This window comes from Meiothermus sp. Pnk-1 (genome assembly GCF_003226535.1).
Classification (GTDB): Bacteria; Deinococcota; Deinococci; order Deinococcales; family Thermaceae; genus Allomeiothermus.
On sequence record NZ_QKOB01000002.1, the window covers coordinates 328,592 to 343,465 of the forward strand.

Consider the following 14,874-nt stretch of genomic DNA (forward strand, 5'->3'; position numbering starts at 1 on the left):
GATTCTTCCCTCATTTTCCTACACAGAAGTTGCGAAACACCCGTGCGATCACCTCCTCGCTCACGTCCTTGCCCAGGATCTGGTTGAGCGCGTCCAAGGCCGCCTGCACCGATAAGCCGGCCAGGTCTTGGGGGGCGCTGAGGGCTTCGAGCAGGTGTTGCCGGGCTTCGTAGAGCGCCTGGGTATGGCGTTCGTTGCTGATCCAGATCTCGCCCTCGGGGGCTTGCCCGATCAGCTTGTCGTGGATGGCTTTTCGCAGGGCCTCGAGGCCAAAGCCAGTTTGGCTCGAGACCCGGATGAACTCCGCGTCCTCCCACGCGGGTGGGAGGTCGGCCTTGGTCGCCACCTTGATGACCCGCTCCCAGGGCAGGTCGGGCGGGGTGGGTAGGGGCGCTGCGGCATCGACCAGGTAAAGCACCAGGTCGGCCTCCTGGGCGATCTTCAAAGCCCGCTCCACCCCGGAGCGCTCTACGGGGTCCTCGGTCTGGCGCACCCCGGCGGTATCCACGGCGGTGATGGGAACCCCGGCGATCTCGAGTGGGGCTTCCAGGTAATCCCGCGTGGTGCCGGGGATCGGCGTGACGATGGCCCGCTCGTAGCCCAGCAGGGCGTTCAGCAGGCTCGACTTTCCCGCGTTGGGAGCCCCGACCAGGGCCAGGCGCGCTCCCTTGTGTGCGATCCGTCCGGCGGGGGCGGTGGCCAGCAGGCGCTCGATCTCGGCCAACACCTCCGAGACGGCAGTTTGGATCTCCGCGGGCTCCACCCCTTCCTCGGGGTAGTCGAGCCAGGCCTGGATGTGAGCCAGCAGGTCGTACAGCCGCTCGGCCATAGCCTCGATCTGCCGGGAGAGGCTCCGCGCTAGCCCGCGCAGGGCCTGCCGCCGGGCGGCCTCCGACTCCGACTCGACCAAAGCCAGCACCGCCTCGGCCTGAGCCAGGTCCATCCGCCCGTTCAGGTACGCCCGTAGGGTGAACTCTCCCGGTTGGGCGAGGCGGGCCCCGGCCTCGAGCAGGGCCTGGAGCACCTGCCGCAGCACCGCGGGCGAGCCGTGGATTTGAAACTCCACCGCGTCTTGGCCGGTATAGGAGTGGGGGGCGCGGAAGACCAGCATGAGCGCTTCGTCGAGCACCTCCCCACGGGCGTCGACGATTGTGCCATGGGTAAACCGCCCCCCCTCGAGCCTCCGGGGGTCTTTGCCGCGCCAGACCCTGGCGGCGACCTCGAGGGCGTTCAGACCGCTAAGGCGGATGATGCCCACCGCACCCTTACCGGGTGGGGTGGCGATGGCGGCGATGGGGTCGTGCAAAGAAGGTAGAGGCATGGTCAATTTGGCTTCGCTGCCCGGGCATAGCGGTTGGTCAGGGCTTCGGCTAGGGCCAAAGCGGATTTCTTGTCGAGCGGTTGGTTGCCGTTGCCGCACTTGGGGCTCATGGTGCAGCGCGGGCAACCCCGCTCACCCTCGCAGGGGCAGCTACGGAGCAAATCCCGGGTGGCCTGAATCCAGCGGGGGAACTGCCGGGCCGCGGCCTTAGCGTAGCCTACTCCGCCTGGATAGCCGTCGTAGATGAAGATCGTCGCACCCCCCTCCGACGGCAGCGGCCTGGGGTAGAAGGGGTAGCTGACCCCGCCCACGTCGGCCCGCTCGGCCAGCACGAACAGCGGGAGCAGGCCGATCATGGCGTGCTCGAGCGCGTGGATTGCGCCAGGGAGCAGCACCTCCGCTAAACCTGGGGCCTCCCCGTTGGGGTGAAACCAGACGGCCTCCGTCTGAAAGCTCAGCTCGGGCATTACCAGCGCCACTTCCTCCAGCACGGTCTCGCTTACGAAGCGCTTTTTGACGTACCCCGTCACCCGCTCGCGCAGGTTCACCTTGCCCACCCAGACCCCGGGCAGCACCTCGTAGCCCTCCAGGGCATCCAAGTTGGTTTCGGCCCGGGGCTGGGTGTAGTACTCCTCCAGCCCCGGCAGCAGCACGATCTCGCGCCGCTCGAGGTCCAGGTTACGCACCAGGTAGCTCTCGCCGGCGTGCAGGTAAACTGCACCGGGATGGGCTTCCCAGTAGGCTTGGCGCTCGTCGAGGGTGCCCAGGACGCGGCCCTGGGCGTCTTTGAGGGTGAAGGTGTAGCCCATGCCGCGCAGGGTGAGTTCGCGGTGGGGGCTTCGCTTGGGGCTATAGAGCCGCTCGCCCTTTTGCACCAGCCCGGCGGATAAGAGCGGGTGGTAGATGGCCTCGGTGGGGTGGATCGGGAGTTCCCTGGCTGCGCAGTGCAGGTGCAGCGGGTAGAGCACGGGGTTTTCCGGATCGGCCACGGCGGACTCCGCTGAGCCGGCCAAGAGCAGTTCGGGACGCTCGAGGTAGTACTCGTCGAGGGGGTCTTCGCGGGGAATCCAGACCACCAAAGCCCGCCGGTTCCCCCGCCCGGCTCGCCCGGCGCGCTGCCAGAAGGCCGAGAGCGAGCCGGGATAGCCCAAGAGCACCACCATATCCAACTCCCCGATATCCACACCCAGCTCGAGGGCGCTGGTGCTCACCAACACCTTGGTCTCGCCCGCTCTGAGAGAGGCTTCAAGCCGCCTTCGCTCGGCGGCTGTATACCCGGCCCGGTAGGGGCGCACCTCGGGAACTCCCGCATAGCGGGCCACCAGTTCGGCGGTGCGGCGGGAGTTGGCGAAGACCAAGGCCCGTAGACCCGCTTCTGCCGCGTATCGGGCCAGCAAAGCCGCCTCCAGGTTCGCGCTTCGCCGCACCTGGCCCTTTTTGTCCAGGGCTTTGGGCACCCAAACCACAAACTCGCGTTCGGCCTTAGCCAGCGCCGCCGAGACCTGGGCAAAGCCTTCCCCGGTGAGATTTTCCCCGTGTTCGGCGGGGTTGGCGATGGTCGCGGAGGCCGCGATGATCTGGGGGCTCGCGCCATAGTGCCGCGCAAGGCGCAACAGCCGCCGCAGGATCAACGCCACGTGGGTGCCGAAGACGCCTCGGTAGGCGTGGAGCTCGTCGATGACCAAATACCTGAGCTGCCCTAAAAACCCGGCCCACTCGGGGTGCAAGGGGAGTAACCCGAAGTGCAGCATGTCGGGGTTGGTGAGGATGACCCGGCCTTTTTCCCGGGCTAGCCGCCGTTGCTTGTCCGGCGTATCGCCATCGTAGGGGAAGATGGTACCCTCCAGCTCGAGCTTCGCCGCCATCTGCTGTAACCGCGCGAGCTGGTCGTGGGCCAGGGCCTTGGTGGGGTAGAGGAGGATCGCGCTTTTACCCTCGAGCGCAGCCTTGAGCACCGGTACCTGGAAGATCAGGCTCTTGCCCGAGGCGGTGGAGGTCGCCGCGACCAGGTTTCGGCCGGACTGGATATCCGCGAAGGCCTCGACCTGGTGTGCGTAGGGAGAAAAACCTAGCCTCTTCAGAACCTCCGCGAACTCTCCCCGGTAAGCGCTTTTTTGCGGGGGTTTGGCGGGCAAAGTTCGCGCGAAGCGGAGCTGGCCCGCGTAGCCCTCGAGGCTCCGGAGCCAGTCGGCATAGCTGGGGTGAGGCGAGATCTCCGGGGGCAGCACGGCCCCATCATAGAGGCTTGGAAAGGCCGAAGTGGAGACCAGCGAACTTTGCCCCCGCGCTCTCAGGATGAGTAGACGCCCGGTTGATCCTCGACCAGCCGAAGCGTCAGCCAAAGCGGGTAGAGCAGAATGGTCACGCCCGCCAGCCCGATGGCCCAGATCCCTACGCCTTCCACCAAAAAACCGGCCAGGATGGGGAGGATGGCCCCGGCCCCATTCGACCACAGATCGAGCCTCCCCACCGCCTGGCCCCGTTCGTCCGGCGCGGTGACGTCGCTGACGACAGTGGTGGCCCCCACGTAAGCCCCCGACCAGCCCAGCCCGACGAGGAAGGTTCCCAGGGTGATGACCGCGTATTCGGCGCTCGTCGCCACCAGCACCGCGCCCAGCCCCGACAACACCAGGCCGCCGAGCATCACCGGTTTGCGCCCGTGGGTGTCGGCCAGCTTGCCCACGAACCAGGAGAGGCCGAACATCCCCATCACGTGGACCGCTACCGAGAGCGAGATCAACTCGAACGAACAGCCTTGGTGGCGCAAGGCCAGCGAGGTCATCGCCATCAGCATCACCATCTGCCCTTGGGCGGCGACCCCGGTCCAGGTGGCGGCGTTGAGGGCGGGCCTCGAGCTCGCTTTACCCTTCCCAACGACCGAAGCCGCTGGGAGGGTGGGATAGTACAGATGCAGGTGTCGCGCGATCTGCTTGGGGTCGGGGCGCAGACGAGAGAGCAGCAGCAGCGCGGGCAGGATGAAGGGCGGAACCAACAACCAAGCCAGGCTCAGCGGGCTTTGGCCGACCTCCGGCCCCAAGCGCTGGGCGAGCCAGACCAGGATGGGGGAGAGCCCCGCCCCCACTAGCGAGCCCATCAAGACCAGGCTGATCCCTTCGCTGCGCCGAGCTGGTGGGTACATGTCGGCGGCGGCCACCCGAAGCTGCTGGGTCGCGCCTACCCCGGCCCCGAACACCAGGATGCCCGCTACGAAAAGCCAGAAGCTCGAGGCCGCCACGGCCCACCCCGTGAGCCCTGCCCCTCCCATGGCGCCCACGAGCCCCAGGTAGAGCCCGGCCTTGCGCCCGCGGGCATCGCTCAGGCGGCCTACCGGATAGGCCGTGAGCATGCGGGCCAGCCCGGCCAAGGCGGTGGCGATTCCGGCCCAGGTGTTGTTGCCCAGAAGCTGCACTACGGTGATCGCCCCCAGCGCGGGGAGCAGCTGCATTCCCGCCCCCACCACGGCCTGGGTGAGCGCGAGCAGCCAGGTGTTGCGCCGGATCAAGGGGGGGATGAGGATGGCCTGGGGCGTGGAATCCGGGGTCTGAGTGGCCATGCCGAGAGTATATCCCTCGGTGGGGTGAGGTTAGGGCTTCAAGTGCTGATCGAGAAAAGCCACCACCGCTCTCGCGATGATCCGCCAGCCCTCGAGCTTCCCCACCGTCGCGGCTTGGTCGCCTGGCTGAGGGCCGTAGGCTCCATAGGAAGAGTGGTTGAAGCCCTCCAGAAAGCGCACTTCGGCTCCTTTGGGTAAGAGTCGAGCGCGCTGCCGAGCTTCTTCCGGCGGCAGCACCCCGTCGTTTGAGCCGAAGAGGGCTAAGGTTGGGATAGTGCTGGCGCTTAGGTCCATCCGCGGGTATGCGGCGAACAGCACCAGCGCCCGGGCGCGGGAATCCTCCCCGGCAAAGGTGGAGGCGGCGACCCCGCCCACGCTGTGCCCACCCACCGCCCAGGCCAGCTCGGGGTGCGCGGCGATCGGCTCTTGGGCCTTGTTCTCGGCGGTGACGGCGAGGCCAAAGGGAACCCACATCAAAGCGACCCGGTAGCCGGACTCGGCGATCTGGCGCATCAAGGGGGCGTAAGCGGTGTACTCGACCCGCCCGCCAGGATAAAAAGCCAAGCCCCCTTTGGGGGTGCCAGAGGGGATGAAGTCGTATCCGTAGCCGGTCTTCTGCACCCTCACCCGGGCGTCCGATTGCAGGGCCTGGGCCGCTTCGGGGGCAGCCGGGAGGGGGCGCAGGGCGAGCCATACGTATAGGGCCACCGCACCGGCCAGGAAGAACATCCCGCCAAAGAAGAACAGCCAGAAACGCTTGCCGACCACAGGAACGCGCTGAGGCTGGCTCATCAAGCCCACCCCCGGAGACCCCCGCGCAAGCCACCCTCGAGTGTGTAACCTGTGGGTGCTCTGGGCCTGCGGACTGCTTCGCAATTGTAAACATCGCCGTTCGTGGCCGGGCCGCTGTAAACCGGCCATGCGCCGCGCCGTGGCGCGGGGTGGGGTGGTTTACAAAAGGGCACCCGCGTAGAAGACAAAGCCCCAGGTCTGTGGGAGCAGGTCCGAAAACTTACGAGCGCCGCGGGCAACGCGGGCTTGGATCTCGAGCTCGCCCGCCCGCAGCGCGCAGCGGAGGGTGAGGCGCAGCTTCCTCTGGTCGATGGGCTTGCAGGTGGCTGAGTCGCTTTCATTCGCTTCCCATAGCGCCGGCCGGGGCCGGGGCGGGCCAGCGCTCCTGGCGCAGCTTCGCGTAGCGCCGCCGCTCGAATAGGTAAAATGCCGCCGGGACCACGAACAACGTCAGGAAAGTCGAGGTCGTCACCCCCCCCAGGATGATGATGCCCAAGGGCTTGCGGAACTCCGAGCCCTCCCCGCTGGACAGGATCAGTGGGATGGAGATGATGAGCACGGTCAGGGTGGTCATCAGGATGGGGCGCAGCCGTAGCCGGGCGGCCTCCACCAGGGCGTCGAAGAGGGGCTTCTCCTGGGCTCGGCGCACCGCAAAGTCGAGCAGCAGGATGGCGTTTTTGGTGACCAGCCCGTTCAAGAGCACCAGCCCCAGCACGCTCACCACGTCCAGGCCGCTGCGAAAGATGAATAGAGCCCAGAAAGCGCCCACCAAAGCCAGCGGGATCGGCACGAGCAGGTACAGCGGGTAGCGGAAGGTGTTGAACTGGCTAGCGATCACCAGGTAGTTGAGCAGCACCGAGAGCCCAAAAGCGATGGGCAAAGCCCCGAAGAGGTCCCCGGCGAAGGCGGTGCCACCGGTGCTCTCGAGCCGTACCCCGTCTTTGAGCACCCCTTGGCGCTCGAGCTCGCGCTGGATCTGCTGGCTGTACTGGAGCACCCCGCCGCTGGCCCCGGGGGCCAGGTTGGCGGTGATCCCGGCGGAGAAAGCTTGGTTGTTGCGGGCCAGGGTGGCGGGGCTCTGGCGGCTCTCGAAGCGGCTCAAGAGCGAAAGCGGGAGGGATTGTCGCAGGGCCTGAGAGAACACCGGCAGCGATTGGAGCGCGCTTTGGTCAGGGATCAGGGCTGGGTCGGCCCTGACCACGATGGGAGTTTCCTCGCCCCCGGCGCGCAGCTTACCCGCCTCTACGCCGGCGTTGTAGATCCTCAGGGTCTGCGCCAGGTCGCTGGGGGTCAGGCCGGTGCCCACCAAGGCGGCTTGGTTGGGGACCAGCACCCGCTCGGCGGTCTTCTCGGACAGCGAGCTGCTGATGTTGGTGAGGGCGGGGATGCCCTTGAGGATCTCCAGCGCCCGGTCGTTGCGCTCCTCCAACAAGGCCTGGGTGGGAGCCGAGAGGGTAAACTGGAAGTCATCGCCGGCGGGCCCTCCCTCTAACGCTTTGACCTTGAGTTCGGCCTCGGGGTGCTTGGCCAGCAGGCCCTGCAACGCGGCCTCGAGCTTGGGCACGATGGCGTAGATGTTCTCGCGCCGATGCCTCTCCACCAGGTTCACGGTCAGGTCGGAGCGCTCGGGGTTGCCGGTGCCGATGCCGATGCTGGAGGCCCCCACCTCGGTCAGCACCTCCTTGACGTAAGGCTGGGCCAGCAAGTAATCCTCGAGGCGGCGGGTAAGCCGATCGGTCTCCGAGAGCGCGGTGCCTTTGGGCAGCTTGAGCTGGATGTTGATGATGCCGCCATCCGATTTGGGCGTAAAGTTGAAGGGAATCTGCGGGGCCACTACAGCTATCGAAAGGAAGAAGAGGATCCCCGCCGCGAGCACCAGCGGGCTGCGCGGCAAAAGCCAGGCTAGACTCCGAGAGTAGCCGTTGCGTAGCCGGTCAAAGCCCCCCTCGGAGGCGCGGTGAAGGCTGAGGGCGATGGCCCCTAAGACGCTGCCCACCAAAGCCCCCAGCCAGCGCAAAGGGGCCAGCAGCAACCGCAGGGGGGTCAAGACGGCGTTGAGCAGCTTGGCCGAAGGCGGGTAGCGGGGGTCGCGGTAAACCTCCGCTCGGATCGCCCAGGCGAGGTCTTTCCCAAACTCCCGCGCCCGCTTTCCTACCTGTGACCACGAGGGCGGGATGGGGTCGGGCAGGTAAGCCAGGCGAACCGTGAGGAAGAAGAGGGCCTCGAGCCAGCTGAAGAAGATCGCCGCCGCCAGCACCAACCCGAACTCGCGGAAAAACTGCCCCACCACGCCCGGTAGGAAGCTGATGGGCAGGAAAACCGCCAACAGCGAGAGGGTGGCCGCCGATACCGCCGAGAGCACCTCGGTGCTGCCTTTGAGCACCGCGTCCTTGAGGCTATAGGGTTGGCTGAGGTAGGCCTCAATGCCTTCGGTAACGGTTCTTACGTCGTCAGCGGAGAGCAGATCGCCGCTCCCTTTGCTCACCGCCTCGTGCAGCGAATACCCCTGGCCCTGGTAGCGGGCGATGTGCTCGGTCAGGACGGCGGCGTCTTCGCGGGACAGGAATCCCTGGGTGGCCTTCATTACCGCATCGGGGAGGCTATAGTTCTGGTGGCGGTAGCGGTCGATGTTTTCCGCCACCACAATGGAGTCGTCCACCACGATGCCCACCGCTACGATGATGGCGAGCAGGCTGATGATGTTGAAGGTGAAGCCCAACAGCCCAAAGATCAGCAAAGCCCCGGCCAGGGTAATGGGGATGGCCAGCACCACCGAGAACACCGAGTTGAGCTTGCCTAAAAAGATCAGCACGATGAACGAGACCACTGCGACCACCAAAAAAACCTCTTTCCAGGTGTCGTTGACGGTGGCTTCGATGAAGGTGGTGGTGTCGTTGGTGACGCTTACCCGGTAGCCCGGAGGCAGGCTGGTATTGGCGAGGGTTTTCTTGATCCCTTGGGCCACCGCCACCGCGTTGGCGTCGGGGGTTTTGCGGACGTTCAGGAGTACGATGGGCTGCCCGGAGAGCCGGGTATAGCGAGTGGCTTCAGCCTGGCTATCGCGCACGCTGGCGACATCGGAGACTTTGAGCCCGCGCCCCGGATCCACCAGGATCTGGGCTACGTCCACGGCGCTCTGGGGCTGGTTGCGCAGGCTGTAGAGCAAGCGCTGCCCGCTTTGTTCTTGGCTTCCTGCTGGAACTGCTAGGGCCGAGGCCTGTAGCGCGGCCACCACCTGGTTAGCCGAGAGGCCGTAGTCGGCGAGTTTCCAGGGGTCCACCAGCACTTGGATCTGGCGTTTGGGGTTGCCCTCCACCTGGAGATCGGCCACCCCGTTTACCAGTTGCAAGCGGGGCTTGAGTTGGTTCTCTACCCAATCCGCCACGCTTCTGAGGTCGCGCCCCTCCGCCGAAACCGCCACGCTCAGGATGGGCTGTGAAGCCGGGTCGAACTTCTGCACCACCGGGGCCTCCGCGTCGCGGGGGAGCTGCCCGCGCACCGCCGCGATCCGCTGGGAAACGTCGGTGGCGGCTTGGTTTACGGAGGTGCCGTACTTGAACTGGGCGATCACCAAGGAGAACCCCTCGCTGGATTCCGAGGCGATCTGGTCAATGCCCGAGAGGGTCGAGAGGGCTTCTTCGATAGGCTTGGAGATCTGGCTTTCCACCTCTTCCGGACCCGCGCCCGGGTAGGTGGTGCTGATAGCGACCACGGGAAACTCGAACTTAGGCAGCAGGTCTACCCCCAAGCTTCTGGCCGCCAGCAACCCAAACAGCACCAGCGCCAAAAACGCCGCGGTAGAGAAGACGAAGCGCTCGACGAAGAACTTGACGATGGGGCTTTCACGCACGGCTTGACCTCCTATCCCCGTTCATCGGACCACCTCGAGCGCATCCCCCTCGCGCAGGCTAGCGGGGATGGGGAAGACCACCTGGCGGCCCGCCTCTAGACCGCGCAGCGCCACCTGATTGCCGTTATCGCCGAGGATCTGAACCTCCACTGCCTTGGCTCGACCGCCTTCTGCCAGCATCACCGCTGGCTTTTCTCCCGGCAGCAAAGCCCCGCTGGGCACGACCACCCCTTTGGCCAGCTCGAGGGTATAGCGCACGCTGGCGCTGGCCCCGGGCGGCAGGGGGGCTTGGAGGGTAGCTACCGCTTCCACCAGGCGGTCGGTGCCGGGGACTTGGCTGGTGCGGCTGAGGCGGGCGTAATAGGTCTGACCGCCGTAGTCGAGGTTCAACCCGCTTCCCAAGGCCAGCTTGGCCGCTTCCGAGGGAGGGAGGCGGAACTTGGCCTCGAGCCGGCGGACATCGGCCAGCCGGAACACCCGCGAGCCCGCCGCCACGAACTCCCCGGGGTTGACGTACACCTCGGCTACCACCCCGGCGAAAGGGGCCCTGACCTCGGTGTCGGCTAAAGCGCGCCGGGCCTGGGCCAGTTGGGCTTCGGCCTGCTGGACCTGCACCCGCAACAAAGCCAAATCTTCACGGTTGGCCCGCTGGGCCCGCTCGAGCGCCTCGCGGGCGTTATCGGCATTGGACTTGGCCTGGCCCAGCGCGGCCTCCAGGCTGGTGAGGTCGACCTGGGCTATGGCCCCCGCCCGGAAGAGCTCCTGGCCTTCGCTATAGCGGCGCTGGGCCACCCGCAGGTTGGCCTCCGCCGCCTCGAGGGCGGCTTGCAGCGAAGCCAGGCTGCCCTGGTTGGAACGCTGCGCCCGCTCGAGGTTGATCTTGGCCTGTTCCAGCCCCAGCTCGGCGTTTTGTACCGCGGTGCGGGCGGTCGCGTCGTCGAGGCGCAGCACGATCTGGCCCGCCGCGACCCGGCTGCCCGCCTCGACCAGCACCGCCAGCACCTTGCCGCTGGCGCTCGAGGCCACGTTGCTCTCTCGCGCCGGAGCCAGGGTGGCCCCCACGGTCCGGCTGGCCCTAAGGACGCCTTCCTTGGCCACTATCACCCGCACTTTGGTGACCCGGGGAGCGCTTTCGGCGCTCGCCGGGGTGGACTCGGCGTTTCCCCGACGGTTGTTACACCCCGCCAGCAACACAGCGGCCACCGCGAGCAGAACCAGCGCCTTTAGCCGTTTGCGTTTGCTGCTTTGCATGGCTAGCGCCCCCCAGCATACAACCCGTACAGGGCGCGCAAGTAACTCCCCTGGGCTTGCAGGGCCGCCAGCTCCGCTTGCAGGGCGGCCAGCTCGGACTGGGCATAGGCCAGCGGGGAGATCAACCCCGAGTCGAGCCGGCGCTTATCGGCGGCCAGCTGCTCCCGGGCGTTTTGCAGCAGGGATTGCTGGATTCCCAGGGCCCGAAAGGCGTTTTGGGCCTGGGTATACAGGTTCTCATACTGCAAGCTTAGCCCCCGGCGGATCTCGCGCAGGGCGGCCTCAGCCTGCTCGGCGCGGGCTTTGGCGGCTTCGATCTCGGCTTGGGCGGCGTAGCTGGGGTCGAGCAGCTCGAGCTGTAGCTTGGCCAGCTCGAGCCGTTGCTGGGCCTGCACCAGGTCCGGGGTTTGCTCGAGCAGGCTCTGTAGCAGGCTCCGCTCGGGCAGGGCTGGGGCTGGGGGAAGCGGGGCCAGCTCCGCGAACTCCCCTACCAAGCTGCGCAGGTTGCTGCGGGCGTTGGCCAGCCCCTGCTCGGCGAAGGCTTGGTTGCGCTGGGCGTCCTCCAGGCGGGCTTGGGCGTTTTTGCTCTCGAGCGCGGTGCCGGAACCGTTTTTCTGACGGATCTGGGCTACTTCGAGGTTACGCTGGGCCAGCTCGGTGGACTTCTTGGCGAGCGCTACCTGTTGGAGGGCCTCGAGGACCTGGGTATAGGCCTGCACAATGCCGCTTTCGGCTTGGGCTTTGGCCCGGTTCAGGCTGGCCTGAGCCAGCGCCAGGCGCTGCTCGGCCTGGAGCCGCGCTGGGCGGGTCAGCAGGGGGTCGGCCAGGGTGCGTTGAAGATTGGCCTGGGCGTCGGCGAGTTCAGCTTGGGCGCTTTGCACCGGGGCTTGCTCGGCGGCCTTAGCCAGGGCGGCTTGGAGGGTGAGGGGCTGGGTCTGCTGCGCCAGGCCGGCGGCCAGCAGGGGGAAGCAGAAAACCAGCACGAGCTGACGGGGCGCGAACCGCACGGCTGGCGTTGGCTGCCGGTGTTCGATCTGGGCCGTTGGGCGTCGAGTATGCATCACTTCACCTCGCTAAGGGGCAGGGCATAAAAGCGGTAGAGGTCGAGAAGGCGGGAGAGCCGGTTGAGGCTGGCTTGCTCGAGCGCAAGCCGGGCTTGGGCCAGCCCCAGTTCGGCCTGGAGGGTGGCCAGGGGGCTGGCGAGCCCCAGCCGTTCGCGTTCGCGGGCTTCGGCCAGGGTGCGCTCGGCATCTTGCAGGGCGGTTTGCGCCAGCCCTACCTGGGCCTCAGCCCCCTGTAAGGCCGATCGTAGCGAAGCTTCTTGCAAAGCGGCGGCGCGCTTGGCCGCCTCCAGGGCGGCCTGGGCCGCTTCGATCTGCTTGCGTCCAGCCTCCAGAGCGTCGAAGATGGCCGGGCTGAGGTTCACCGAAAGCCCGATCTGGAACTGGCTTTCCGGCTTTACCTGCCCGGTGGTGGTCGTAGGGGGGTTTTGATAGCTGTAGCCGACTTGGGGTTGCAGGGTGCGGCTGTTGAGGCTCAGGCTGAAGCTGTCGCGGGGCGAGGTGTTGTAGGTGTAGCTGGCCTGGGCCACCGGCCAGATGCCTCGCTCGGCGCGGGCGTAGTTGAGCTGGGCCTGCGCCACTTGCAGCTCGGCCTGACGGACGCTAGGGGGGGTGACGGCTAGGGGAGGAGGGGGCTCGGGCAGCGCCCCCAGGGCTGCCGTTCCCAGCAAGTCGCTGAGGTTGCGCTGGGCTAGCTCGAGGTTGCGCTCCGCGTCTTCCACCTGGAGTTGGGCCTGGCGCAGCTGGGCCTGGGCCTGGCGCACTTCGGCGGGGCTGGCGGCCTCGCGCTGGGCGCGCAGCCGCACCGCCTCCAAGCTGGCTTGAGCCAACCGGGCTCCGCTTTGGGCGACTTCCAGCCCCACCTGGGCCAGCCGCACCCGGTAGGCCGCCTCCAGGGCCTGGGCCTCGAGGCTGGCCTGGGTTTGGCGCAGCCCCAAGGCGGCCTGCTCGACCCCCAGCCGGGCCTGGGCGATGGCGTCGGCGGTATCGCCGAAAGGAAAAGGGGTGAAGGCCAGCCCCACCGAGGCGCTTACCGCCTGGGTGTCGGGGATGGGGTCTTTAAAATGGAGCCAGGCGTTACCTCCTTGGGCTTGCAGGCTCACCGGACTCTGCTGCGCCCGCAGCTGGGCTTGGGCAGCCTCGAGCGCCAGCCGGGCCTGGACGAGCGAGGGATGGTTTTGCAGCGGGGCGTAGAAGCTCTGCCCCAGGCCGCAGGCCAAAAGCTGGATGCCGAAAGCCAGGACAAAGGAAGGCGTACGTCGTACCCTATAGGCTCGTTGCTTTTCGACGCAAGACCTAGGACGTACGACGTATGGCGCGAATGCCCTGATCGCCCTCACTCCTTCACCGCCTGGGGTTCCAACAATTTCCGATAGCTCTTGCACAGCATCTCGATCTCCTTTGAACTGAGGCGGGAATACCGCTCCCGCCAGACTTCCCGCCAGCTCTTGCGCAGCCGCTCGAGGAAAGCCCGGCCTTCCTCGGTGAGCAGTATGCGTACCTGCCTTCGGTCTTTGCTGTCCAGCTCGCGGCGTACCCAGCCCCGTTCCTCCAGCCCGGCCAACAGCTGAGAGACCCCCGAGGGCGAAACGTCCAGCACGAAGGCCAGGCTCGAGGGCTGCTCGATTCCCTCCCGCACCGACATCAAGGCGAAGGCCTGCATTGGCGAAATGCCTAAGGGCTCAAACGCCCGCTGCTGGTCAATCCGGAACTGCCACACCAGCCGCAGGGTGAGCCGTTCCAGGGCGTCCAAGGCAGCGTCGCTGAGATACTTCATACGCATGAAATATTAGGGTGACTAACAGGTTTGGACTGGACGGCTCGCTACATTCTTCACGAGAAAGACCTCCAACCCTCAACCCACGCCCGCCCTTTGGCCGGGGTAACGCAGCGTCGCAGGCAACGCTTTGGGTTACCACGCCGGGGTCAAGACAGTGTTATCCTGGGTCAACTATGGGGAAGCAAAGCTTTGATGAACGGGAGTTGATCCTCGAGCTGTTTCCCGGAACCTCTCCAGAACTCTTGCCGCTTGGGGAGGTGCTCTACTACCGAGACGTGGAGGGGCGGGTACACATCTCCGAAGAGCCCTTCCACCTGGTCTTGGAGCCGCTCGAGGATACCGCATCGCTGGCGCCAGTGCTTTGCGAGGCTTGTCTGTGCCAACTCTCTCGCTCGGCGGCCCAGTTCGTGCGGCATCCGGTGGGCCAGGGAGGGCGGCACTTTCGCTACCTGGCCCTCTGCGCCGATACCGACGCTTGCCGCGAGCGAGCCAGACCCGGGCGGCTGCGTGAGATCCTGTTGCGGGCGGGAATTTCCTCACGCGGTGAATCGGCGGACTGAGCAGGCTTGACGCGTGGCTGTTTGGCCTACGACGTCAGTAAAGCCCGATGCCCCCCAAGTTATCGGTGCACTAGGAATTCTTAGCCTGAAGATGTACTATACTGCCTTAGGATTGCTTTGTTGGTTTGGACTGTCTTTCGCTAACACAGCGACAGAAGCCGTATCAGGCCCCAGCGGATGGGGCTTCTTAGTTGGAGGGACGATGGCACGTGAAGTCAGGCTAACCCGCGACGGGTACGAGCGGCTCAAGCGGGAACTCGAGCAAGAGCGCGCTCGCTTACAAGACGCAACCCGCATCCTACAGGAGCTGATGGAGTCCTCCGACGACTACGACGACTCGGGGTTGGAGGATGCCAAACGGGAGAAAGCCCGTATCGAAGCCCGGATTGATTCCCTCGAGGACACCCTCTCGCGGGCGGTGGTGATCGAAGGGGCCCAGGAAAAAGGGGTGGTGACGCTAGGGGCCATCGTCACCCTCAAGGCCCGGGAGGGCAAGGGGGAGCAGATGGAGGTCCAGGTAGTTTCCCCCGCCGAAGCCAGCGTGTTGGAGCACCCGATGAAGATCTCCGACGAGTCGCCCATGGGTAAAGCCCTCCTGGGCCGGAAATTGGGGGAGACGGTGCACCTGGAAAGCCCCAAAGGACACCGCGAGTTCGAGGTGATCTCGGTCAGGAACTAGCCAAACGTCGAAGGCTAAACGCCGAAC

The 14,874-nt window shown here is 66.3% G+C and carries 11 protein-coding genes; 2 read left to right on the top strand and 9 right to left on the bottom strand.

Annotated elements, in window-relative coordinates; all coding sequences use genetic code 11:
• Positions 1-10: 10 nt before the first annotated feature.
• From mnmE to DNA98_RS04380, 9 genes are all read right to left on the bottom strand, one after another.
• Positions 11-1,321, bottom strand: coding sequence for a tRNA uridine-5-carboxymethylaminomethyl(34) synthesis GTPase MnmE (gene mnmE / locus DNA98_RS04340; RefSeq protein WP_110526263.1), 1,311 nt, complete (start codon positions 1,319-1,321; stop codon positions 11-13).
• A 2-nt stretch (positions 1,322-1,323) separates the two neighbouring features.
• Positions 1,324-3,549 carry a DEAD/DEAH box helicase gene (locus DNA98_RS04345; RefSeq protein ID WP_110526266.1) on the bottom strand — a complete coding sequence of 742 codons (2,226 nt, stop codon included), beginning with the start codon at positions 3,547-3,549 and terminating at the stop codon, positions 1,324-1,326.
• Positions 3,550-3,611: 62 nt separating this feature from the next.
• Positions 3,612-4,874, bottom strand: a complete 1,263-nt coding sequence (locus tag DNA98_RS04350) for an MFS transporter (protein WP_110526269.1) — start codon at positions 4,872-4,874, stop codon at positions 3,612-3,614.
• A 30-nt stretch (positions 4,875-4,904) separates the two neighbouring features.
• Positions 4,905-5,666, bottom strand: a complete 762-nt coding sequence (locus tag DNA98_RS04355; RefSeq protein ID WP_110526972.1) for an alpha/beta hydrolase — start codon at positions 5,664-5,666, stop codon at positions 4,905-4,907.
• Between the two features lie 337 nt (positions 5,667-6,003).
• The gene (locus tag DNA98_RS04360) at positions 6,004-9,516 is read right to left on the bottom strand and encodes an efflux RND transporter permease subunit (RefSeq protein WP_110526272.1); all 3,513 of its coding nucleotides are present in this window, start codon (positions 9,514-9,516) and stop codon (positions 6,004-6,006) included.
• A gap of 21 nt (positions 9,517-9,537) precedes the next feature.
• Complete coding sequence (locus tag DNA98_RS04365) at positions 9,538-10,767, bottom strand: efflux RND transporter periplasmic adaptor subunit (protein ID WP_110526275.1); 1,230 nt, start codon at positions 10,765-10,767, stop codon at positions 9,538-9,540.
• A gap of 2 nt (positions 10,768-10,769) precedes the next feature.
• Complete coding sequence (locus DNA98_RS04370; RefSeq protein WP_233493074.1) at positions 10,770-11,774, bottom strand: TolC family protein; 1,005 nt, start codon at positions 11,772-11,774, stop codon at positions 10,770-10,772.
• Positions 11,775-11,827: 53 nt separating this feature from the next.
• A complete protein-coding gene (locus tag DNA98_RS04375; protein ID WP_233493076.1) occupies positions 11,828-13,048 on the bottom strand; it encodes a TolC family protein in 1,221 nt (406 codons plus the stop codon).
• Positions 13,049-13,164: 116 nt separating this feature from the next.
• On the bottom strand, positions 13,165-13,605 hold the full coding sequence (locus DNA98_RS04380; protein ID WP_233493080.1) for a MarR family winged helix-turn-helix transcriptional regulator: 441 nt from the start codon (positions 13,603-13,605) through the stop codon (positions 13,165-13,167).
• Between the two features lie 176 nt (positions 13,606-13,781).
• Between DNA98_RS04380 and DNA98_RS04385 the strand changes: the two genes are divergently transcribed.
• Both DNA98_RS04385 and DNA98_RS04390 read left to right on the top strand, forming a co-directional pair.
• Positions 13,782-14,168, top strand: a complete 387-nt coding sequence (locus DNA98_RS04385) for a hypothetical protein (RefSeq protein WP_110526284.1) — start codon at positions 13,782-13,784, stop codon at positions 14,166-14,168.
• A gap of 202 nt (positions 14,169-14,370) precedes the next feature.
• Positions 14,371-14,847, top strand: a complete 477-nt coding sequence (locus DNA98_RS04390; protein ID WP_110526287.1) for a GreA/GreB family elongation factor — start codon at positions 14,371-14,373, stop codon at positions 14,845-14,847.
• Positions 14,848-14,874 lie beyond the last annotated feature (27 nt).

Coding starts and splice junctions, on each gene's coding strand:
- mnmE (WP_110526263.1), bottom strand. CDS start 1,321: ATGCCTCTACCTTCTTTGCACGACCCCATCGCCGCCATCGCCACCCCA.
- DNA98_RS04350 (WP_110526269.1), bottom strand. CDS start 4,874: ATGGCCACTCAGACCCCGGATTCCACGCCCCAGGCCATCCTCATCCCC.
- DNA98_RS04355 (WP_110526972.1), bottom strand. CDS start 5,666: ATGAGCCAGCCTCAGCGCGTTCCTGTGGTCGGCAAGCGTTTCTGGCTG.
- DNA98_RS04365 (WP_110526275.1), bottom strand. CDS start 10,767: ATGCAAAGCAGCAAACGCAAACGGCTAAAGGCGCTGGTTCTGCTCGCG.
- DNA98_RS04380 (WP_233493080.1), bottom strand. CDS start 13,605: ATGAAGTATCTCAGCGACGCTGCCTTGGACGCCCTGGAACGGCTCACC.
- DNA98_RS04385 (WP_110526284.1), top strand. CDS start 13,782: ATGGGGAAGCAAAGCTTTGATGAACGGGAGTTGATCCTCGAGCTGTTT.
- DNA98_RS04390 (WP_110526287.1), top strand. CDS start 14,371: ATGGCACGTGAAGTCAGGCTAACCCGCGACGGGTACGAGCGGCTCAAG.